A 21,667-nucleotide genomic window follows, 5' to 3' on the forward strand; every position below is an offset into this window, starting at 1 on the left:
TACAAACAATAAAACTATCACAGCAATGAAAGCAGAAATAGAAAGCATCGTATGCAATTGGGCGGACGAGATACCCCATATCCTTATAAGGGTAATCAATGCCATTACTCTATCCGCCAATGAAGAGGAACTAAGGACTGCCGTCAAGCGGATAGCTGAAGAAACGGAACTTGACAAGTTCTTTGTATACGGCTATGGCGCACACCATTTTTTGGCTTACTCACCGCAGGTTATCCAATGGAGAGCCAAAGGAATACAGATTATTAAAGGTTGAATTTTGAGAATATGAAGAAGAAAGTTTACAGAGTACGGACGCAATACATCTTCGAGGGAGTTTTTGAGGTGGTTGCCGAAAGCAAGGACGAAGCACGACAAAAGGTCATTCAGGATTGCGGAATGGTGATGGGCGGAAATGTCCACAGCACCCTTCCCGATGAGGAAATCAATTGGGCTTTCTCCACGCACCCCGATGTAAGGACGGGACGGATAAGCGTTCAAGAAAAGCAGACAGAGTAATGCGGTCGGCAGATTTGCCGACCGCTCCTTTCTTTCGTGAGCTTCGGGCGGACAAAGAAAGGAGCAAAGAAACCCCGATGAAAAGCACCTCGTTACTTTTGACAGTGAGTTGAGACGGCTCAAAAGTAACAAAAAGCCCAACAAGAAAACTTTTATTGTTATAAAGATGTTTTACTGATTAAATCCCTTGCTGTTAAGGTAGTAAAATCGGACAAATCAACAGTATGTGCTATTTGTAAACCTTCATTTAGACTTTCACTGCTAAACATACGAGTAGATGATTTTTGGTTTGCAAATTGACGCATAAACATAATCTCTTGAAAAATCCATGGAGAGAGGGTTTTTGCCTGATTGGAATTACGAAGTCTCTCAAGATTTATAGAGTGGTGACTATCTATTAATATTCCCACCTTACTTCGCTTTATAATTTCCATAATTGACATACTTAGCATTGTATGTATGTGAGCTGTTGAATAATTTCTTCTATGGTAGTTATAAAGTCCGTTTCTCTGCTTACAATATAGGTTATCTATTTCTTGGAGCAAGCCATCAGCACTATTCCAAACAAAGGAGTCTAAAAACACACTATATCTATATTTCTCTTTAAGCCAAGCAGCAAATTGTTTTGCTATTTCTAAATCGTCATGTGAATGTGAGATGAATACATCATAATTATTGGTTGGGAAAACGAAATTTTGCAATCTTTCTCCATCGATGATGCCTCTTTCTCCTTTTACAAGACGACGCAATTCACTGTGTAATTCGCGAGGTCTCTCTAATGGCTGTGTTGATGTAATAGGCGAGGTGTCTAACACCTCGCCTATTACATTCATTGTAACTTTGTATAATTTCATTGCTCTTATTTAATTGCAGACTGCCAAGCACTCTTCATGTTGTCCAAATTGATTCCCTTTTTGCTGAGATCATAAATCACAATATGCAGCCCCTTAGGAATACTTACATTTGAACAAAACTCTATTTGGCTTATAATATAAGACAATATCCTTTGTGCCGATTTTTGTATACCACCCTGACCACTTCCTAATAAAGGCATATATACAGGTCTGCTATTAGCAGTGATAGAAGCTTTTACGATGATTTTCTGAATGATTGTACCATATTCAGATAAAGGGATGAAAGCATGATTGTTCTCATCAAACTTAGTTAAAGCTGCAAGAATATATGTATTCTCACCCTCATCTAAGACTGCACATGTACCAAGAGGATAGCGTTTCTTCTTTCCTTCTGCACGATTGGGAACATCAATGGGTACTTCACTTCTTAACGCAGTATCAATTTTATCATCAAGTTCTGAAATTCTCCCTCTGAAAAATTTCTCTATGAATTTTCCATGAATAGTATCTGCTGCTATTATTCTGTTGTCGACAATCGTATCAAAATAATCATTAACAGAAATAATTACAACACCTTTCTTTGCAAAGAGGTCTCCATCTTCTATTTGAAGAGGAAACGAGTTATTGATTAGTAACTGAATGGATTTGCTTGGACGCATTTGGAACAAGGCATATCCAGTACCAATAAGCACGATACCTCCGACAAATACAATGCAAGCCATCAATCCATAACCATTTAGCCATGAAAAAGCACCTACAAAGGCTGATATTGCACCAATAAAAGACAGAAAATAAGACGAGAAAATCTTCAATTGCTTCATTATTTGTAAAAGTATTTAGTTACATCACCACCTTTTTTGCCTTGAATTGTCAGTTCCGAGTCTGATAAGGCATTACTCACACTATTCTGTCTCATAGGAATGTGTAATGTAGGAACCTTGGTCATAGCTTCTTTTAGAATTGGCAATTTATCCCAAAGCAATTTCACTCTGCTCGATAGCTGCTCGTTTGAAACTATTTGCGAATTATCTAATTCAGGATAAACAACAATGATAGGGAGCCCAAGAGTACAAGCTCCATAACTAATTTCCTCCCTTAAAGCACGACTATATTTGGTGTTAGAACTCAAAAATAAAATAATATTTTTGGAGAGTCTTAGTCTTTCTCGTAATCTGGGCTTCAATGTTAGTTCCCAGTTACTTCCATCTCTTACGCTATATGTTTTTGAGTGCGCATCATTAAAAGGGAATAAAGCATCATTTCCTTTCCATGCTTTCAACATATTATAATAACAAAAATCTTTCGTTGCATAAGCTGCAAGTGGAGATGGACTAAAAGGCTCATCTACATAAAAAGCTGTATAGTTACTATTGCGATACATCATACTATATTGTTTTAACTTTGCAAAGTTACTCATTCATAACGAGAAGGACGAATTTAACGGCAAGAAAACGCTCCTCACAAGTCGATAGAACTTGCAAGGAGCGTGTTTGATAATCAGGGTACATAAAACAGGGCAAACTCTACTTTTCGTCGTTTGACAAGCCCTCTGAGGACTTTGCCCTTGTATCGGCAGAAAGATATAAATTCACGATAGAAATTCCTGTCGCCCAATTCTATCTTCCGCAGCAATTGGCTCTTAGCATATTTGCCGTATCCCAGCAATCTGCCCACTCCGACATTATAGGATAAGACGGCAAGAAGCAAGGCATCCTTCCCATAGTCCTTGAACATCATCAGACGCTTCATCAGGTCTGCCCGAAGCAGAGAGTCCGCCTGCCGTTCCGTCATCGCCGCCGTAAAGCGTTCTCTCTTTTGCAACTTATGACCATATCCGACATAGGGTGCGTCCTTGAACCCGTGTAAGCCCTCGAAGTACTTGATGCAGACAACGGCACGCTCGAACGGAGGAAGCGATAGAAGTAGATTTCTTCCGTCCTGAACAGAAAGTCGTAAGCAGGACAAGCAAACAAGACAGAAGGATAAGACGACAAGTTTACTTCTTGCTCTCATTCGGATTCTCCTTTTCCTCGTCCTTTTGGCTGTTGAACTCAAACGAGAGTTTTGCCGTCTGTCCGAAATTATCCTCCACATACACGTCTATCGTCTGTTGGTCGGTGGAAGCGGATGTGTAGTAGAGCCTGAACTCCTCCTTGTTGAGCGGATAACGGTCATTGGGCTTGAAGACCGTACCATCGTCCATCTTCAACTGTCCCTTTCCATCGGGCTGAAAATAACGGATAGTATAGCGTGCATCCTCAAACCGTCCCTGCCGTTTGAGCGTACAGCGTATCTCTGCCGTCTGTCCCTTGACAATGTGCTTCTGCACCGGCATCGTCTCTACCGTGAACGGGTACGCCTGCTGAATATCCAACTCATTATCACAAGCAGATAGACAAAATCCTGCAAGAGCAAGCACTCCCATTACCAAAATCGTATTCAATATTTTCTTTTTCATTGTTCCTTACATTTTATTGTTATACACTCACTCCTGCCTTTGATAGAGCAGGTAATCATTCAAATCTTTGTGGTCGGCATACAGAGAGGAACGGTCAATAACCTTCTCTCCGAAATCTGCCCTCAGCCTTTCCAATGTTCTTCGTCCCGCATTATCATTATCGAGGTAGCATTCTATCCTGTGATAACCGCCCAGTACTTTCAGTGCCTTCTCCATGTTGGAAACGGAATTAAGGACAAGCCAGTCCGAAGCGATTATGCCGAGTTGCATGGCGGAGAGGTAATCCATAAAACCCTCAAAGACGGAACATACGTCCGAGCCGTTACGCTTCAAGGAAATATCCTTCGGCGGGATGCAACCCTTGAAAAAGCAATTACGCAATTCCATTCCTCCTGCCTCGTTACGAAAGCCGATGGCATAGTACCGCTTGCCCCGTACACGATACCTCACCTCCTCGCAGTTGGGGATGGCAACGTGGGCATCGATACCCCGTTCTTCCAGATAGCCCAACAGTCTGCCATTCAATAAGGGACGCCTCTCAATATCCTCAAAGGAGGGATCTCTTTCTTTTTCCCTTAGCGATTGCTCCATAACGGGAAGCGGACACGTTCCGCTCTTGGCCATGAAAGCCGCCCGCAGGAGAAAATCACTGCTTCCGATAAACTCTCCCGCTAAGTCGAAAATATCACCGCCTTTGCCCGTCCCAAAATCGAACCAGACATTCTTGACGGTATCGACTTTGAAGGAGGGTGTCCGTTCCGTGCGGTAAGGGGCGGAATACCACAAGGCGTCTCCTTTCTGCTTAGTCGGCTGAATCCCCATTGCGTTCAGGAAGTCCGCAATGGGGATTTCTCTCATCTGTCGCACGTCCATCAGTCCAGCATGATTTTCAGTCCGACACCGTACTGTGCATGGAAACGCTCCGTAGAGCCTCCCCACAGACAACGTTCCCTGCCATAGAGCAGCAACACCAATCTGTCCGTCAGATAGGTTTCCGCTTGTAAGGTGATCGCCCCACCATAGATAAATCCGTCTTTGTTATGGAGCGTGGAGCCATCAAATAGCAGTTTCTTTCCGCCATTGACCGTCTCATAGCCCGCCAAGGCGGAAATACCTACTGACAGGAAAAAGGTCTTGCTCCCGTCCGAAAGCACATTGCAGAAGAAACCTCCCTCTCCCGTGAACTGCTCCACTGGGATACGGCTTTCGCGATAGGGATGGTATCTACGGAGATATTCCGCTCCGAACATCCATTGATGTCCACCTTTGGCATAGGTGGCAAGCGAAGCCCCGAACGAATAGCCCGTCTCATTCTTGGAAGAGGAAGAATAAAAACCGTCCGCCATGCCTGTGGTCAGGCGTATACCTTTCATCTTGGGCAGACAACGCTGGGCGTGCGCCTGCCCTGCAAAGAGGGCAAGCGACACGACAAACAGGAAAAACAAAGACTTTCTCATACTACTTCACTTTGAGTTCGTTGATTTCCCTCGCACGCACAAGGTCTTCGTTCTCCACGACAAAGGATTGGTGTCTTCCGCCGTTCTTCTCGTGCATCTCTACAATGAGCTGCTTGTCATCGGGGATGGTGAACTTTTGCAGGGTGAATACCGTGCGTTCGCTCTTCTGCCCCGCCACGCAGGTGGTGTAGTTGTAGGCACGCAGTGGAAGCAGTACCTGCTCCTGCATGGCAGTCTGCTTGGCGACCTTCTTGTCCACGATTTTGAACGTGATGAAGTCGATGTCGAACGGCACGTTGGACTTGTTGCGCAGTTCCGTATGGAAGTACAGCAGTCCGTTGTGCGAATACAACCCTTTGAGCAGGTACTGAATACCGAAGGACTTGCTGCCGATGTGCTTCACCGTCCGCCTGTCCTCCTTGTGAATGGATTTCATGATGAGCCTTACCAGCATCGGGCTTTCGCTTCCGAGTTCCTTGAGATAGACCTCCATTGCGTTGTTCGGACGGTTTACGCTCTCCCCATCGTGGATGAAGTCCGCCATTTCCACATTAAGTAGTAGTGGCTCGTTGGCATACTTGACATTAAATGTGTAAAACGCACCGTTTTCCGTGATGACACTCATGTTCGTCTCCTCGTGGAAGCCCTTGACCGTCGCCTTCACACGGATAACGTTTTCCGCTCCGTCCGCCTTCCCTGCAATGAGGTTGGGCGAACCCAAATCCACATAGCGCACGGCAGAGGGGAAGATAATGTGCACCGTCTTGTCGTAGGTGATTTCCAAGCCGTGGGGCGGTATCATCCGCTCGAAGGCAATCTTGCGAGTCAGCCCCTGATAGAGGTCTCCGCTTGAAGTTGTTTCCTGTGCGTTGGCACAGACTGCGCCCAGCATCAGGGCGATGGCTAAAACTGTTCTTTTCATTTTTACTGTGGATTAAAGTGGTGAATAATAACTGTGAATTACTTGTTTTCAGGTTGGTAGAGCAATACCTTGTATCCTGCTTTGAGATGCACCTTGACGGTACGCATCTTCTTGGCGAAATACTGCGAGGTTCCCTGTATCAGCCCCTTGCCCAAGTCGGCTGCAAGCTGTGCACCTGCATCGGTGGAGATGTTCATACTACTGCCTGCGGAAGTACCCATTCCTGCGACAATCTCCTTGGCGGCACTGCGCTCCATCGAGCCGGGGATGAATATCCCTGCTTGTCCGTCTGTATCGTACACCGCCAATTCCACGGGGATGATGTTCCCGTGATATTCCAGCGAAGAGATGAGTACGTTCAGGCGTTCGCCCTGTATCTTCGCCATGCCGACCACCGAGGCGTTCCGAGGGATTTCCTTGCCGGACACCAGCATCGGTTCCAAGAGACGGAAACGTACCGTTTGCCCGTCCGTAACCGTCTGCCGGGTATGTACACAGGCGGAGATGGTATTCTTCTCCGCCAGCGGGGCTGTTCCGATGGCGGTATGGAACATATAGTTCCTCTCCTTGACATATTCGGAGCGGAAAGTCGAGTCGCTCATCGGCTGTGCCAGAGCCGACACCACTTGTTCGCTCACAGGGGCAACGGGAAAGGCTACCGCCTTCCCGTTTCGGGTGGTTGCGACCGCTTTCCTTTCGGAAGCCGTCTCCCCGTCCGATGCCAATGCCATATTGGAAGAGAGCTGTCCACCGCCCGACGGCATATACTTTGCCGCCAGCTGATAGGACTTTTCGAGCAATGCCATCTGGTCGTTTACGGTTATGGCAGGCGACTGCTGTTCGCTGCTCATACGGTTTTCCAACTCTGCCAATCGGACACGCAGTTCCTCTTTTTCAGGGTCTTCCCTCGGTGTTTCATAGAAGTTGCCGAGCGTGCGGTTGATGTCTTGGTAGGCGGATGCCGAGGCGTGAAAGCCGGCTTGCGTAGCGGAGTATCGGGAGGTATATTCCTCTCTTCCGTCCAAGGGGTCAGACTCCCAAGCGGATGCTTCGCCCGCTCCCTGCGAAGCCTGCCCACCGGTCATTTCACCAAAGAGGGAGCTCAGACTCTGCATCGCACGGTTGCGCTCCTGCTCTTTCTCCTCCATCATCTCCTTCTCGTAGGCTTTCTTTTTATCACCGATCAGTTCGGTTGCCATCGGGTCGGGCACTTCCGTGTTGAAGCCCTTGGTCTGTTTCTCCTCTTCTTTCTCCGACGGAGCGAAGATGAGCCACATGGAGCCTGCAAAAAGCAGAAACATCAGAGGGTAAATGATAAACTTCTTTCGCCTTTGTCTCTCTTCCTCCGTCAGCTCAGGCGAGATACTCGTATCGGAGGCTGTCTTTCTTTTGAATGGGAACATAATCGTAATACTTTAATAGGTTGATACTGTCATTCGGATAGAGCCGCCTTACTTCAGGGGCTTCTATATGCTCGATTGCCGGTAACGTTTCCTCCTCGGAGTCTCCGTCGGAGAAGATACGGTACAAACCGTTGAAGAAAACGTAGTTGGTAAGAAAAGCGAAAAAGAGAAGCATTGTCAGGACGACATACAGCCTCAGATGAGTGGGGATGCGTCCGCACAGGCGGCGGAGTCTTGCCTCCTCTCTCTCCTGCATCATTCGGAACAGACTTTTCTTTTTCATCGCTTACGGGTACTGATGTCCTTATTCTCCAATATTTCGAATCCTTCGATGTTGAATCCGTTCGGATTGTCGTCGCTGCGGCTCGTATTGAGCAGACGACAAACGGTCACGAGATTTCGCTCGGTCACGTCGGTCGCACGGATAATCATCTGTCGGGCATACGTCCGTACCGAATAGGGATAGTGGTCAAAGTCACAGAGTACGCTGTCCACCTGCACGACCTGATTGATGTTTCCTGCCACGATACGGTTGTAGTACCCTTTCTCGGAGAAATCCCGATAGTAATTGTAGGCACTTTTGTCCGCCAAGAGCAGCGCACGGGAGATATTCCCCTCGATGGCACTCTTATCGGGCGAAAGGGTGAAGAACAGCTCGTGGAAGCGGCGCACGTGCTCTTTTGCCTCGGCGGGTCTGTTCTGCGACAGATCCTGCGACAAGGCGAGCATCAGCGACTTACCGCCATCCAGCACATAGATTTTCTGCCTTTGGGCTTCGGCAAAGGAGTAGGCTCTCCATACCGAATAGCTCGCAAGGGCGGCACACAGACAGACGACAACCAAAGTAAAAAGGCGTATCTGCCTGAAACTTGTTTCGATATTCTTTAATGACTTAAATTCCATGACTTTTTAGTTTTGTTCAGATGATTCTGATGATTGGTTTCCTCCTCGATGAAATAATTTTCCGGCAATCTCTTTGGCTTTGCTGCCCGCATGGTTCATCATGCTTCGTCCGTGTCCCACGGCAAAGCCTCCTGCGGCTCCACCCACGGCTCCTGCGATACCAGCACCCTTTCCTGCCGCATAGTTCACGTTCTTTCCGAAATTACCTGCTCCACCTGCCTGTATCACCCAGCCCGCAACCGTAGGAATGGTGAAGTAGCCGATGATGCCGATAATCATAAATACAAGGTAGACCCCATTCGAGGCATCTATCGTATAGGTAGGGTCATTTTGTAGCTGTGTGATGTCATGCTTGAGCATCAGCTCCTGAATCTTCGCCAGCATCGAGCTGAACAAGTCCGCCACAGGTAGCCACAGATAGATGGAGATATACCTCGTGAACCATTGCGTGAGGGTACTCTGAAAACCGTCCCACACGGAGATGGCAAAGGCTATCGGTCCCAAAATGGAGAGTACAATCAGAAAGAATGTCCGAAGCGTGTCGATGAGCAGGGCAGCAGCGGCGAAAAGCAGTTCCAAGAACTCCCGTACCATATTGCGGAACCATTTCTTCAGGTTGTACATACTGCGTTCCACGTACATTCCCGCCATTGTCGCCATATCCGAGGGAGAGATACCGAGTTCATCCAGTTTCTTGTCGAACTCCTCGTTACTGACCAAATAGGCTGTTTCGGGATTTTTTACCATCGCCTCGTACTCCAGCTTGTCCCGTAACTTGCGGTATTCGTCCATGCTGAAGGTCTGCTTTTCGAGCATCTTGTGTGTACCCTGTACAATGGGACTGAGCACCCCGTTGATGGTCTCCAGCACCATCGGAAAGAAGAGGATACAGAGACCGAGCGCAAACGGACGGAGCAACGGATAGACGTCGATGGGTTCGGCACGGGCAAGCGTTTGCCATACTCTGAGTGCCACATAGAAGAGCGCGCCCAAGCCCGCAATGCCTTTGGCGACGCCTATCATGTCGCCGCACATCGGCATCATCTCCGTGTAAAGGGTACGGAGGACTTGGTGCAGGTTATCAAATTCCGCTCCCATACCTACCAATACCTTTCGTTGTCCGTTCCATAGAGCGAAAGCACCCGGTCGGTATCCTGCTGCTTCTTGGCTCTGAGGTAGCTTACGGAGATGTTCTTGTTCGTGTAGTAACGCACGAGGTTGCGGTAGTCCCGCACCTCCTTGTAGCAGCGACCCACCACGTCCATACGCTCCTTGTCGGTCATTTTCAGCGTGGTGATGTTCACCACCTGCTTCAGCTCCTTGAGCAGGTTGTTGCTCTCTCCGAGCAGTTTGGTGTAGCCGTTGGCGATGGCAACCAGCTCCTCCGGACGGAAGTTCGGGTCGGAGAGCATCTTCTTGTAGTTGTTCACATAGATGTCGGAGATTTCCCCGACCATCAAAATCGTCTCCTTTACTTTTTGGGCGTCCCGCACGAGGTCATTCACTTTTTTCAGAGCGTCGTAGTACTTCTTGCTCTCATTGTAGAGTTTCTCCACCTCTTTGAAGTTGTTGAGCGTGTTCTTGACCGTTTTGGAGGTTTGTACGATTTCCTTGGTCGTGTTGATGATGCTCTGTGCAAGGTTGGTGGGGTCTGTGACTACCCACTGGGCGTGTGCGCTGCCGGCCAGGAGACAACCGCACGTGATAAGCATTAAAATTCTCTTTCTCATTTTACGTTGGATTTTAGTGATGATTATTCTTGACTATTCTTCTTCAGTGAGCTGCCTGATGGCAAGCTCCATGTTGCCGCCGAGTTGCTCGGCACGGGCCAGTACGCGCATCTTCTCTGTCTCCTCCGTTGTGTAGGTGAGGTATTCGGCTTTTGATACTTCGGTGGCATAGACAGCGGATTGTACACCACCCAGTCCGATCCATACCTCCTTGTATGACCTCGTGGCATCGTTGCTCTGGTTGATGGAGAGGATTTGCCCCCGTTCCTTGTCCGTCAGTCCCAAGAGTGCCTGAATCTGGTCGAACTTGTTCATGTACTTGCGCTGGTCAAGCAGTATCTTGCAATCACTATTATTGATGATGGACTCCTTGACCACGGGCGATGAGATGATGTCGTCCACTTCCTGTGTCACCACGACCGCCTCGCCAAAGAACTTACGCACGGTTTTGTAGAGGTAGCGTATGTATCCCGCCATGTTTGCGGAGGCTATCGCTTTCCAAGCCTCCTCGATGAGGATGACTTTCCGAACCCCTTTCAGTCGTCGCATCTTATTGATGAACAACTCCATAATGATGATGGTCGTGATGGGAAAGAGGATGGGATGATCCTTTATCGCATCGATTTCGAAAACGATGAAGCGTGCATTTAAGAGGTCGAGTTGCTTGTCCGAGTTCAGCAGATAGTCGTATTCGCCACCCTTGTAGTACGGCTCCAGCACGTTGAGAAAATTGGCCAAGTCAAAATCCTTTTCCCTGACCTTTTTCTCACGAAGCAGAGCCGAGTAATCGGTGGTGAGATACTCGTAAAAGCTGTTGAACGAAGGGACGATACCATCATCCGTCTTGATCCGCTCGATAAAGAGCGAAACGGCATTGGAGAGGGCAACCTCCTCCGAACGGGTGGCAGGCTCGTTGTCTTTTTTCCATAGGGTCAGCAGTAGGGTCTTGATGCTCTCTCGCTTCTCCACATCAAAAATCTTGTCCGTCGTGTAGAAGGGATTGAAGCTGATGGGACTCTCGTCTGAGTAGGTGAAATAGACCCCATCCTCGCCCTGCGTTTTGTGGCGTATCATCTCGCACAAGCCCTGATAGCTGTTTCCCGTGTCTACCAAGACGATATGGGTGTTCTGTTCCCAGTACTGCCTTAGTAGGTGGTTGGTGAAGAACGACTTGCCCGAACCCGACGGTCCCAAGATGAACTTGTTGCGGTTCGTGATGATGCCTTGCTTCATCGGCAGATCGGAGATGTCGAGATGGATGGGCTTGCCGCTGCGGTCAGCCATCTTGATACCGAACGGTGAGAGTGAATCACGGTAGTTGGTCTCCTCATTGAAGAAGCAGACCGCCTGTTCGATGAAGGTGTAGAAACTCTCTTCGGCAGGGAAGTCGGCTTCATTGCCGGGAATGCCCGCCCAGAAGAGCGTCGGCACATCCACTGTGTTGTGTCGTGGCTTGCACTCCATCAGTGCCAGCTGACTACCCACATCATTGCGGATAAGGCGGAGTTCCTCCTCATCCTCGCTCCACGCCAAGACATTGCAATGACAGCGGACGGAGGTAAGCCCGAAGCTGTGCGCCTCGTTCAGATACTCGTCAATCCACTGCTTGTTGATCTGGTTGCTTCGGCTGTAACGGGAGAGCGAGTGCATGTTCCGAGCATTCTTCTCGAAGCGTTGCAGGTTCTCCGCACTGTCGTCAATCAGCACATACTGGTTATAGATATGGTTGCACGGCAACAACAGCCCCACGGGAGCGGCAAATGAAAGGCGGCAGTCACTTCGGTCGGTGGATAAACGCTCATACCGCATATCCGTAGCAACCTGTCCGGGCAGATCTTCCGTATCGGAGAGCGTATGCAGGCAGAGCCGTTTGTCGCCGATACGCATGCTGTCGGCACGGAGGTCAATGTCTTCCAAGACCGTCGTGTCAGAGAGGGACAGAGAGAAGTATTTTTCTATAAGTCCCGGCTTATCCTCTGTCCCGATAATTTCCTCATTGCTCAATCGAGTAAGACAGACAAAGCCGCTCTCATTGATAATTCTCTCGAATTGCTCGGTAGCTTCAAGAAATTTTCGGGCGGTATCCTTGTCCCGTACCTCCTTGGGGATGATATGCCCCCGGCAGAGGGAGGAAAAGTTGCTCTGCTGTCGGCTGCGGTTCTTGGTTGTCTTAGTCAGGAACAGATAACAGTCGTGATGAAGGAATGGTCGCTCGTTGAAGTGCCGCTCGAAACTTCGGGAAAGGAAGCTCATATCCTCCTTTTGCAATTCCGGGCGGTAGCCCTCCTTGACGAACCAATCCTGTTTGTGTACGATGCTGTAGGTCGGCAACACCTTGATTGCCTTCACCCAAGCCGAATGAATGGCGACATACTCCGCACTTGTCACCGTATAGAGTTCGGGAAGTTCGACCCGAAAAGCGACCGTGATGTCGGCGTCCTTCGAGAGGATGCACCCCTCTTCGACGGCAAGCAGCGGAAAGCGATTCTCCAGCGTGGTGGCTTTCAGTATATTTCTCATTGCCTTTTCTCCTTTTCTTTGTTTTTCCTTTCTTCCTGTTCTCTCTTTACTCTTCTCTGTTCCTTATGTCGGAACAGACGGGGAATGCGTCGTCGGTTGATAAGGTAACGGGGATGGCTGTGCAAGGCGGAACGCTTCATCAGCCCATATTCCCCATACTTCGTGTTCAGGGAGAAGGTCTGCCACACCAGAACGGATGCGGCAGTCCCTCCGAAGCCGATACAGATCCATTGATTGACACCCGCCATGTAGAGGATGACAAACAGCACGAAAAGGGCGAGTAGCCCTCCGGCGAAGATGAACAGATATTGGCTTTTGAGTCCCTGAAACTCTACCGAGCGACCGATTCCCTTGTTGATGGGATAGGTCTCCATAGGCTTAGAGGAAGAAACTTCTCAGAATGGTGGCTGCGACAATGAGGAAGATACAGGCCCCGAACCAGCTCGCGGCGGTCTTCGAAGTGTCCGGATCTCCGGACGAGAACTTTGAATAGACCTTTACCCCACCGATAAGTCCCACGACCGCGCCGATGGCGTAGATGAGTTTCGTGGCTGGGTCGAAATAACTCGTCACCATGTTGGTGGCTTGGTTGATGCCCGACAAGCCGTTCCCTTGGGCAAAGGCAGAGGAAATGGAAAGCAGCAGGACGGCTGCGATAAGAAAATGTTTCTTGGTCATAAATCTTTGTTTTGTGCCAGAAGGATTGGATATGTCCTCCCGACGGATGAATACTGTTGTTACTTTTGGATGTTAGTGGTGGCTCTCTTAGAGTCAGCCGTACTCTTTTTCTTTCATTGTTCCTGTTATATTAAAGGGTCCATACTATTGGGGGTAAAACCGATCGGAAAAGGTGTTACGCTTTTTTGCCGCTGTAAAGCTCCTCGAAACGGGCACGGACGATTTCATCGATCGTGGCCGAACGTTTCGCATCGCTTCGGAGCGTTTCCATCAGCCGGGTTCCTTCCAACGCTCTCAGTGTATCGCCGGTACTCTGTCGCTCTGCTTCGGTGTGGGCGTGGCGGTGAATGACCGACAAGGCTTCCAGCACCCGTTCAAAATCAATTCCCATGGCGTATTCGCTTTCCCCCTGTATGGGAAGTTCTTCGTCCTCCTCTTCAAACGATGGTGCATCCGAAGATTCATACGTTAAAGGAATCTCATCTATGTCGGGCAGATTATCCGGTTCTTCCGATAGTTCTTGTCCGTTTTCGAGGGCAAATGTAGAAGCCTTTTTTGCTTCCGCCTCGCCTTTGGCATAACTGCGTACTTGTGGCGTTGAATGGCCTCTCTTAAAGCGACTTTTACCGATGATTTCTGCTTCAGAGACTATTTGGCAAGGCTTTTGGGGTACTCCCTTCTTTCTTCTTTTCCTCTCATACAAGAGAAAAAGAAATAGCCACAGGAGATAGAGCAAGAGAGCGGCAAGGACTATTCGGTACATAGGCGTTGCAGGATTTCGTGAAGTTCATCGCCTAACTGAATACAGAGCCTGCTCAACTTTCCTCCTTGGGGTGGTAAGAGGGTGCATACACCTCTTCTGCGCTCGGAAAGCAGCGGACGATATAAACGGGAGTGGCTCAATGAGGTCTGCATCAGCAAAGCTCCTGTTTCATCGGCAAGAGTGCGACAGCGTTCGTCGGCTTCCTCACGTTCCCAAGCCTGTATCATATTGCGAAGCAGGTAAAGCTCACGGATATTGCCCTTGCCCATCGTCAGTATCTGCTCTCCCAAGATGTCGATGAAACGGCGGACAGCTTCCATATCCATCGGACTGCCCGTAACGGGAAAGAGAACGGCGTCCATTGTCGAAAGCAGTTCCACTGTCCCTTCGGTACGCATCAATGCAGGGAGATCGAAGAGGATACAGCGAGGGGGATTGTCCGCACAGTGTCGCTCCACCCTGTTCAGGGCTTCCTGCACCGGAGCGCAGATAATCGGATAAGGGGTGCAGGGTATCCGATGCTTCAGGTGCATCAGGCTTTGATGATTTAGTTCCTTCGACTCTTGTTGCCGCAGACGGGCGATGGTATAGACGGGATGGTTGCAGTCCACGACGGCGACATCGTATCCTCTGTAGTAATGCAGAATGCTTGCGGCAAGTGCCGTAAGCGAGGTTTTGCCGACACCGCCCTTGGGGGAAGCGATGGCGAGATAAATGGGTTTACTCATATTTTCTCTTTTCTTTGAATGGGTGAATACTATGTCTTGATAAATCGTTTGTAATCGAAGTTGCCTGACTGAACCTCTTTCGGAGCTTCTTCGGCAACGCGCTCCAGCAGTTCGCGGACACGTTCTCCGGCCGCTTTCTTAATCGCTTGGAACATCGGGGAGTCGTGTATCTTATAGATGGTTTCGGCGGCTTTCGCAGCTTCCTCTATCGGGGCATTCTTACAGGAGAGGACACTGCCCATTTGTTGCAACTCTTCCGCGGTGATGCTTTCCGAAAGGGAGTGGCTTTCACCTTGGACTTCCACCAATACATAATCCTCTTCCTCTTCGGGAATGTCCGGAGAGGTCTCTTCCGACATTTCCGTTTCAGGCGTCTGTTCCTGTAACTCTTCGTCAATGGGCAACTCGGCTAAAAGGACATTCTCCTCTTGGGAGGATTCCTTTTGGGGGATACGGATGGTGACGACGACTTTCCCCTTGCCCCGTTCCTTGAAAAAGAGTTGCAAGTCACGGTAGAGTTTTATGGCACTCCGATAGCGTCCGTACAGGAAGTGGGCGACCTGCACGCTGCCGAGATAGGCTAAGCCGACCAAGAGCAGAATAAAGACGACCTGCTTCATCGCTCGAAACGTTTACGGAACTGTTGCTCAAACAAGGCGTCTATCTCACCACGGTGACTCTCTAAGTGATGCCGGAGGATATGTTCTACGAATGCCCCAATCGTCAATTTGCCTGCGGCTGCCACGTAGACGATTTCGGCAATCTCTTCCTGTGTCTTTTTGGAAATGAACACGCCCTTTCGGTCTCCGATGCTCAGGGGTTGCAGAAAGGCGGTTTCATAATCGCTTCTCTCTTCCTGAAAGAGACCTGTAGAGTGTCCCTCGGAATGTTCGATGAGCGTGGTGGAGTTACGGATGGTTACTTTTGAAGAGACGCTTTTTCGTTCTCTGCAGGTCTTATTGCTTGCCATTGGTTGATCTTTTTTCTGTTTCATATCACAATAATTTCTTGAAGTTCTTTTCACTTAATCGGTTGATTTCTTCCTTGTAGTCCTCTAAATGTTTGAGCAGGATATTTTCCACGTACATGCCCAATGTCATCTCCCTCTTTCGGATGAAGAGGACGATTTCCGATAGTTTGTCCTGCAACTCTTTGGAGATGTAGATTGCCTTGCGGTCATACAGGTCATTGCGGTGCATGAAGAGTGAGATGTAATCTCCTTTGGCGGGATTCTTGCGACGTGTTCGGATGGGTAGTTGCGGTTCTTCCGAGACCTCTTTCCCTGTTTCCGGAACAGACGTATCCACCTCTTCGACGGAGGCAGACGGTATCATCTCGCTCTCTTTCTTTTTCATCGGGATACCCTGCGAAATCAGTTCCCGGATGGCGACGGGGTCTATCGCCCCTTTATTCTTCTCTGCCATACGCTTCAGGTTTTACGATTGATAGGATTTCCTCCACAAGCTCTTTCAGACGACTGCCTCTGAGCAGCGTGCGGGAGGCGGGAAAGATGGTCGAACGGAAGAGGGTTGTACCCTCATCCATCACTTCCTTTTTGTAGCGGGTCGTATTGGGGACTGCCGTCTTCAAGACCGGAAGCCCCAACTCGGCAATGACCTTTTCATACATCGTATAGAGGGGTGTTTTCTCTCTGCCGTCTACCATGTTCCAAAAGAGGTAGATCCCTTTGTTGGCAGTGTCTGTATTGTCGGTTATCACCTCCTTGATGATGGCTGAAAAGCTCAACGTGCTTTCCAAGGATATACGGTCGGCGGAGATGGGTGTGAAAATGTAATCCATATTGGAGAGAGTGGTCAGCACACCGTCATTGTTGATGGTTCCGGGCAGGTCAAAAAAGACGAAATCCGTATCCGACTCATGTGTTTCCAGATATTCCCTGACCGTATCCACGGCTGCCTCTGCCGTGGCACAAAGGATGGTGTACGTGGGCTTTTGCAACTCGGAGAACTGGGTGGCTGCCAATTCCTGCAGCGCGGGGTTGCGATCCACCCCCTGTGCGTCACGCTGACGCATCGCATTGATGCTGAATTGCGGATAGTCGCAATCCACCACAATAAGGTTATACCCGCAGGCATAGTGCAGGTAACTCGCCGTCAAGACCGTAAAGGTCGTTTTGCCGACACCGCCCTTCTGGGTGGAGAAGGCTATGAAAACAGGTTTCTTTTTCATTTCATTTTCTGTTTAATGGTTCTACATATATGTGAGGAAAGGCGTATGCACACCTTGGCTTGTTTCCTTGAAAAGGCAGATATGGAAATGAGTCCGTGAGGGAATAAATCTCCGGACAGGCATACGATAAGGTATTCCGATAAGAGAACATAGACCCACTTTGGGGGATATGTCCCTCCTTGTATAAGGGTGGAGCTATATGACGGGAGGCATACTTGCACACGTCCACCCATCCATACTTCCACGCTTGTACCCTTGCACAAGGGTATAAGGGTACATGGGTGCAATAACTTGTAGATATTCTCATTCCAGTTCCCATTTCCTTGATTGTCTGTTCAAATGGATGCGGACAGGTTTTTAGACTTAGGCAAGTATGTCCACCGATCCGCAAATAACCGTCCGACGGGGCAAATATAGATGCCCTCAAAGCCTCTTTTCTATCCTTTTTGCTAACTACGTACTTGTGGCGTCGATATGCGTACTTGTGTCTACTTATGAGGTAAGTGTCTTAGCTACAATGGGTAGTAACTTTGCACCTAAGCGGAAAGCCGAAGCTTTCGAGGTATAAAGCGTTCTTTTTTGAGATACTCGACTTCCGTCCTTCATGGATGGATTTATTTGCGTCGGAGCAAATAGCAAGGTATGTTTTATGCAGCACGACTCCGTTTTTGCAGCATAAAACCCTTGCTCTTGCAGAGGGCTGAAAAAACTCCGAAGTCGTTTTTTCTTGGAAGGGAGAATGCCTTGTCTCGAATGCCGGTGATGCCGTGAAACACTAAAATCCAAAGTAGAAAATGAAACAAAAGAAAATGCGGGGCATAAGCTCCAAAGAGAAGACCGAGAAACGAGTCTCGGTAAACTTTACCGCGATGGAATTTGCCGAGTTTCTCTTCATGAAAGAAACGGCGGGCGTACAAAGTCAGTCGGCTTTCATCAAGGCGAGGGTCTTTGACAAGACTTTCCGTGTCATAAAAGTAGACCGTTCGCTGCTCGACTACTATCAAAAATTGACGACTTTGTACGGGCAGTTTCGCAGCGTAGGGGTCAATTACAACCAAGTAGTGGTCGCCTTAAAAAGCAATTTCACCGAGAAAAAAGCCTACGCCATGCTTGCCCAACTGGAGAAACTGACACTTGAATTGGCAACTATCGGAGGCGAAATCGTACAACTCACCCGTGAATTTCAGGAGAAATGGTCGCAAAAATAAGCTACGGGAGTTCCCTTTTCGGGGCGTTAGCATACAATGGAGAAAAGGTAAACGAGGGTGTCGCGAAGATTTTGGAGACCAACAAAGTGTTTTGTTCTGCCGATGGCACACACGATATTGCTGCTTGTTTTCAGGACTTTCTGGCATATATGCCGAGCCAAGTTCGCACGAAGAAGCCCATTATTCATATTTCCCTGAACCCGCATCCCGATGATAAACTCTCTGATGAGCAGTTCTCTGCCATCGCACAGGAGTATATCGAAAAGATGGGCTACGGCAACCAGCCCTTTGTCGTGTATAAACACGAGGACATAGACAGACATCATTTGCATATTGTCACCTTAGCCGTTGATGAACAAGGGAAGAAGATTAACGATGGCAACAACTTCTACAAGAGTAAGCATATCACCCGAGAGATAGAGCAGAAATATGGCTTGCTGCCTGCCGAAAGGCAACGGGCAAAAGAGACTTTTCGACTGCAAAGAGTCCGTCCTGAAGAGGGAAATCTCAAAAAACAACTGGCTTCGGTTATCAAACCTGCAGCGAAGTTCTATCATTGTCCGAGCTTCAAAGAATACAGAGCCTTGCTCTCCACCTATAATATATGCGTGGAAGAGGTGAAGGGAGAAATATATGGAAAGCCCTATAATGGATTGGTCTATTTTGCTACCGATGATAAAGGTAAAAAGGTGGGGAATCCTTTCAAGGCTTCTCTTTTCGGGAAAGCTGTCGGATATGAAGCCCTACAAAACAGGTTCAAGGCTTCAAAGGAGAAAGTGAAAGAAAAACATCTTGCTCCCAAGACCAAAGCGGTCGTAGCCGGAGCATTGAGGCATTCTGCCACAAGAGTGGATTTCAGGGATAATCTCTATCACAAGGGGATTGATGTCCTCTTTCGTGAGAACGACGAAGGGCGGCTCTATGGCATCACCTTCATAGACCATAACAACGGCTGTGTGGTCAATGGCTCACGATTGGGCAAGGAACTTTCGGCAAACGCCGTTGCCGAGTGGTTCGACCGCCCGCATCCCGAACTGTCTGCTCCAATACAGCAGAGTGAGAAAGGCAGTATTTCCCAAACTCAGACTTCGGACGGAGATTCCGTCTTGGGCGGTTTGCTCGATTTGCCCTTGGAAACCCATGGTACGGATTGGGAGGAAGAGCTGTTCCGCAGACGGATGCAGCGTAAGAAAAGAAAACAACGTAAACTCTAAAAAAAACAGAAAGATTATGTCACAACAAGAAGACGATTTGAGGGCATTGGCGAAAATTATGGATTTTCTGCGTGCCGTGAGTATTATATTGGTGGTTGCCCACCTCTATTGGTATTGTTACGAAGCCATCAAATTATGGGGTCTGAATATCGGTGTGGTGGACAGGATACTGATGAACTTCCACCGGACGGCGGGGTTGTTCGGAAATATGCTTTATACCAAGCTCTTTGTGCTGGTACTGATGGGGCTTTCCTGTTTAGGAACAAAGGGCGTTAAAGAGGAACACATCACTTGGTCTAAAATAGGAGTGTTCATGGGCATCGGTTTTGTCTTTTTCTTCCTCAATTGGTGGATACTCGCCTTGCCTTTTCCCATTGAAGCCAATGCGGCTCTCTACACCTTTACGATAACCATAGGGTATGTATGTCTGCTGATGGCGGGACTCTACATGAGCCGCCTCTTGAAAAACAACCTGATGGAGGATGTCTTCAATCAGGAGAACGAATCCTTTATGCAAGAGACAAGGCTCTTGGAAAACGAGTATTCGGTCAATCTTCCGACCCGTTTCTATTATCGCAAGAAATGGAACAAGGGCTGGATAAACGTGGTCAATCCTTTCCGTGCGGTCTCCGTCTTGGGAACGCCGGGCAGCGGTAAGTCCTATGCCATCATCAATAATTTCATCAAGCAGCAAATCGAAAAAGGTTTTGCCATCTACTGCTATGACTTCAAGTATCCCGACCTCTCCACGATTGTTTACAACCATCTGCTGCATCATTCGGAAGGGTATAAAGTCAAGCCGAAGTTTTACGTGATCAACTTCGACGACCCTCGTCGATCGCACCGCTGCAATCCGATACACCCCGATTTCATGAGCGATATATCGGATGCCTACGAATCGGCTTATACGATTATGCTCAACCTCAACAAAACATGGGTACAGAAGCAGGGTGATTTCTTCGTGGAATCGCCCATCGTCCTTTTTGCCGCCATCATTTGGTATCTCCGCATTTTCGAAGGAGGGAAATACTGTACCTTTCCCCACGCCATTGAGTTTCTCTGCCGTAAATACGAGGATATATTTCCCATCCTGACCTCTTACCCCGAATTGGAGAATTACCTTTCTCCCTTTATGGATGCTTGGCTCGGAGGGGCGGCTGACCAGTTGCAGGGGCAGATAGCTTCCGCCAAGATTCCCTTATCGAGGATGATCAGTCCGCAGCTCTATTGGATTATGACGGGCGATGATTTCACGCTGGACATCAATAATCCCCAAGAGCCTAAAATCCTGTGTGTAGGGAATAACCCCGACAGGCAGAATATCTACGGAGCAGCATTGGGATTGTATAATTCGCGTATCGTCAAGCTCATCAATAAGAAAGGAATGCTGAAAAGTTCTGTGCTCATTGACGAGCTGCCTACCATATACTTCAAAGGGCTTGACAATCTGATTGCCACCGCGCGAAGCAACAAGGTGGCGGTATGCTTGGGCTTTCAGGACTTCTCGCAATTGAAGCGGGATTATGGGGACAAGGAAGCGGCTGTGGTGATGAATACCGTCGGAAACATTTTCTCCGGTCAGGTGGTTGGCGAAACGGCAAAGACATTATCAGAGCGTTTCGGGAAGGTGCTTCAAAAGCGGCAGAGCATGAGCATCACCCGAAGCGACAAAACGACCTCCATCTCCACGCAGATGGACAGCCTTATTCCACAGAGCAAGATTTCCACGCTCACGCAGGGAATGTTCGTGGGAGCGGTCGCTGACAACTTCTCCGAACGTATCGAACAGAAGATATTCCACTGTGAGATTGTGGTGGACAATGCAAAGGTGGCAAAGGAAACAGCCGCTTACCGACCGATACCTATTCTGACGGATTTCACGGATGAAAACGGAGAGGATATGATGGAGCAGGAAATCAAGGCGAATTATGAACGGGTAAAGACGGAGGTGCGGGAAATCGTGGAACGGGAGTTGCAACGGATTTCCGACGACCCGGAACTCTCCAAACTACTCAATACCAAGAAATAATGGCTGTTTTTCTTGGCTCTAAGGCTGGATTTTCGTACTTTTGAACACACAAAATGATGACACTATGAATTGTTTTAATCATACCCAAGAACCG

At 48.5% G+C, this 21,667-nt stretch carries 26 protein-coding genes and 1 pseudogene; 5 read left to right on the forward strand and 22 right to left on the reverse strand.

What is annotated here, in order from left to right:
• Positions 1–25: 25 nt before the first annotated feature.
• Both HQ41_RS07835 and HQ41_RS07840 read left to right on the forward strand, forming a co-directional pair.
• A pseudogene (locus tag HQ41_RS07835) lies at positions 26–281 on the forward strand (hypothetical protein).
• A gap of 4 nt (positions 282–285) precedes the next feature.
• The gene (locus HQ41_RS07840; RefSeq protein WP_044190247.1) at positions 286–516 is read left to right on the forward strand and encodes a hypothetical protein; all 231 of its coding nucleotides are present in this window, start codon (positions 286–288) and stop codon (positions 514–516) included.
• A gap of 158 nt (positions 517–674) precedes the next feature.
• On the opposite strand, the gene HQ41_RS07845 is transcribed toward HQ41_RS07840, so the two are convergent.
• From HQ41_RS07845 to HQ41_RS07950, 22 genes are all read right to left on the reverse strand, one after another.
• Positions 675–1,370 carry a toll/interleukin-1 receptor domain-containing protein gene (locus HQ41_RS07845; RefSeq protein WP_152567371.1) on the reverse strand — a complete coding sequence of 232 codons (696 nt, stop codon included), beginning with the start codon at positions 1,368–1,370 and terminating at the stop codon, positions 675–677.
• A 5-nt stretch (positions 1,371–1,375) separates the two neighbouring features.
• On the reverse strand, positions 1,376–2,191 hold the full coding sequence (locus HQ41_RS07850) for a macro domain-containing protein (RefSeq protein WP_044190183.1): 816 nt from the start codon (positions 2,189–2,191) through the stop codon (positions 1,376–1,378).
• A complete protein-coding gene (locus tag HQ41_RS07855) occupies positions 2,191–2,754 on the reverse strand; it encodes a hypothetical protein (RefSeq protein ID WP_044190185.1) in 564 nt (187 codons plus the stop codon). The genes HQ41_RS07850 and HQ41_RS07855 overlap by 1 nt, the downstream gene beginning before the upstream one ends.
• Before the next feature lie 113 nt (positions 2,755–2,867).
• Complete coding sequence (locus HQ41_RS07860; RefSeq protein ID WP_044190188.1) at positions 2,868–3,383, reverse strand: glycoside hydrolase family protein; 516 nt, start codon at positions 3,381–3,383, stop codon at positions 2,868–2,870.
• On the reverse strand, positions 3,367–3,828 hold the full coding sequence (locus HQ41_RS07865) for a DUF3872 domain-containing protein (RefSeq protein WP_044190191.1): 462 nt from the start codon (positions 3,826–3,828) through the stop codon (positions 3,367–3,369). Before HQ41_RS07865 ends, HQ41_RS07860 begins: the two co-directional genes overlap by 17 nt.
• Positions 3,829–3,855: 27 nt before the next feature.
• Positions 3,856–4,701 carry a toprim domain-containing protein gene (locus tag HQ41_RS07870; RefSeq protein WP_036889324.1) on the reverse strand — a complete coding sequence of 282 codons (846 nt, stop codon included), beginning with the start codon at positions 4,699–4,701 and terminating at the stop codon, positions 3,856–3,858.
• Positions 4,701–5,285 (reverse strand): conjugal transfer protein TraO, encoded by a 585-nt coding sequence (locus tag HQ41_RS07875; protein WP_036849930.1) that lies wholly within the window; start codon positions 5,283–5,285, stop codon positions 4,701–4,703. Before HQ41_RS07875 ends, HQ41_RS07870 begins: the two co-directional genes overlap by 1 nt.
• A gap of 1 nt (position 5,286) precedes the next feature.
• Complete coding sequence (gene traN / locus HQ41_RS07880; protein WP_036847968.1) at positions 5,287–6,207, reverse strand: conjugative transposon protein TraN; 921 nt, start codon at positions 6,205–6,207, stop codon at positions 5,287–5,289.
• 38 nt (positions 6,208–6,245) lie between these two features.
• The gene (gene traM / locus HQ41_RS07885; protein WP_081964811.1) at positions 6,246–7,610 is read right to left on the reverse strand and encodes a conjugative transposon protein TraM; all 1,365 of its coding nucleotides are present in this window, start codon (positions 7,608–7,610) and stop codon (positions 6,246–6,248) included.
• Entirely contained in the window at positions 7,561–7,893 is a 333-nt protein-coding gene (locus tag HQ41_RS07890; protein WP_044190196.1) for a TraL conjugative transposon family protein, read from the reverse strand. The genes traM and HQ41_RS07890 overlap by 50 nt, the downstream gene beginning before the upstream one ends.
• Positions 7,890–8,513 (reverse strand): conjugative transposon protein TraK, encoded by a 624-nt coding sequence (gene traK / locus HQ41_RS07895; protein ID WP_044190198.1) that lies wholly within the window; start codon positions 8,511–8,513, stop codon positions 7,890–7,892. Before traK ends, HQ41_RS07890 begins: the two co-directional genes overlap by 4 nt.
• Positions 8,514–8,519: 6 nt before the next feature.
• Positions 8,520–9,611 (reverse strand): conjugative transposon protein TraJ, encoded by a 1,092-nt coding sequence (gene traJ, locus HQ41_RS07900; RefSeq protein WP_044190200.1) that lies wholly within the window; start codon positions 9,609–9,611, stop codon positions 8,520–8,522.
• A gap of 2 nt (positions 9,612–9,613) precedes the next feature.
• The gene (locus tag HQ41_RS07905; protein ID WP_044190201.1) at positions 9,614–10,243 is read right to left on the reverse strand and encodes a DUF4141 domain-containing protein; all 630 of its coding nucleotides are present in this window, start codon (positions 10,241–10,243) and stop codon (positions 9,614–9,616) included.
• Between the two features lie 33 nt (positions 10,244–10,276).
• Positions 10,277–12,763: a TraG family conjugative transposon ATPase gene (locus HQ41_RS07910; RefSeq protein WP_044190202.1), complete on the reverse strand. Its 2,487-nt coding sequence runs from the start codon at positions 12,761–12,763 to the stop codon at positions 10,277–10,279.
• Complete coding sequence (locus HQ41_RS07915; RefSeq protein ID WP_044190204.1) at positions 12,760–13,137, reverse strand: DUF4133 domain-containing protein; 378 nt, start codon at positions 13,135–13,137, stop codon at positions 12,760–12,762. Before HQ41_RS07915 ends, HQ41_RS07910 begins: the two co-directional genes overlap by 4 nt.
• 4 nt (positions 13,138–13,141) lie before the next feature.
• The gene (locus HQ41_RS07920; protein WP_044190206.1) at positions 13,142–13,441 is read right to left on the reverse strand and encodes a DUF4134 domain-containing protein; all 300 of its coding nucleotides are present in this window, start codon (positions 13,439–13,441) and stop codon (positions 13,142–13,144) included.
• A 175-nt stretch (positions 13,442–13,616) separates the two neighbouring features.
• Positions 13,617–14,204: a hypothetical protein gene (locus tag HQ41_RS07925; RefSeq protein WP_036845183.1), complete on the reverse strand. Its 588-nt coding sequence runs from the start codon at positions 14,202–14,204 to the stop codon at positions 13,617–13,619.
• Positions 14,192–14,932 (reverse strand): ParA family protein, encoded by a 741-nt coding sequence (locus HQ41_RS07930; RefSeq protein WP_044190210.1) that lies wholly within the window; start codon positions 14,930–14,932, stop codon positions 14,192–14,194. Before HQ41_RS07930 ends, HQ41_RS07925 begins: the two co-directional genes overlap by 13 nt.
• 29 nt (positions 14,933–14,961) lie before the next feature.
• The gene (locus HQ41_RS07935) at positions 14,962–15,552 is read right to left on the reverse strand and encodes a hypothetical protein (RefSeq protein ID WP_044190212.1); all 591 of its coding nucleotides are present in this window, start codon (positions 15,550–15,552) and stop codon (positions 14,962–14,964) included.
• Positions 15,549–15,926, reverse strand: coding sequence for a DUF3408 domain-containing protein (locus HQ41_RS07940; protein ID WP_235316224.1), 378 nt, complete (start codon positions 15,924–15,926; stop codon positions 15,549–15,551). The genes HQ41_RS07935 and HQ41_RS07940 overlap by 4 nt, the downstream gene beginning before the upstream one ends.
• Before the next feature lies 1 nt (position 15,927).
• Positions 15,928–16,356 carry a DUF3408 domain-containing protein gene (locus tag HQ41_RS07945; RefSeq protein WP_044190213.1) on the reverse strand — a complete coding sequence of 143 codons (429 nt, stop codon included), beginning with the start codon at positions 16,354–16,356 and terminating at the stop codon, positions 15,928–15,930.
• Positions 16,340–17,122 (reverse strand): ParA family protein, encoded by a 783-nt coding sequence (locus HQ41_RS07950; RefSeq protein ID WP_036889339.1) that lies wholly within the window; start codon positions 17,120–17,122, stop codon positions 16,340–16,342. Before HQ41_RS07950 ends, HQ41_RS07945 begins: the two co-directional genes overlap by 17 nt.
• A gap of 794 nt (positions 17,123–17,916) precedes the next feature.
• On the opposite strand from HQ41_RS07950, the gene mobA reads away from it, so the two are divergent.
• From mobA to mobC, 3 genes are read left to right on the forward strand one after another with little or no spacing between them, the layout of a single operon-like run.
• The gene (gene mobA, locus HQ41_RS07955) at positions 17,917–18,330 is read left to right on the forward strand and encodes a conjugal transfer protein MobA (RefSeq protein ID WP_036845197.1); all 414 of its coding nucleotides are present in this window, start codon (positions 17,917–17,919) and stop codon (positions 18,328–18,330) included.
• Positions 18,315–19,544, forward strand: a complete 1,230-nt coding sequence (gene mobB, locus HQ41_RS07960; RefSeq protein WP_044190215.1) for a conjugal transfer protein MobB — start codon at positions 18,315–18,317, stop codon at positions 19,542–19,544. Before mobA ends, mobB begins: the two co-directional genes overlap by 16 nt.
• Before the next feature lie 16 nt (positions 19,545–19,560).
• Positions 19,561–21,573 (forward strand): conjugal transfer protein MobC, encoded by a 2,013-nt coding sequence (mobC, locus tag HQ41_RS07965; protein ID WP_044190216.1) that lies wholly within the window; start codon positions 19,561–19,563, stop codon positions 21,571–21,573.
• Positions 21,574–21,667 lie beyond the last annotated feature (94 nt).

Origin of the sequence: Porphyromonas sp. COT-290 OH860 (genome assembly GCF_000768935.1) — a bacterium.
Taxonomy (GTDB): domain Bacteria; phylum Bacteroidota; class Bacteroidia; order Bacteroidales; family Porphyromonadaceae; genus Porphyromonas.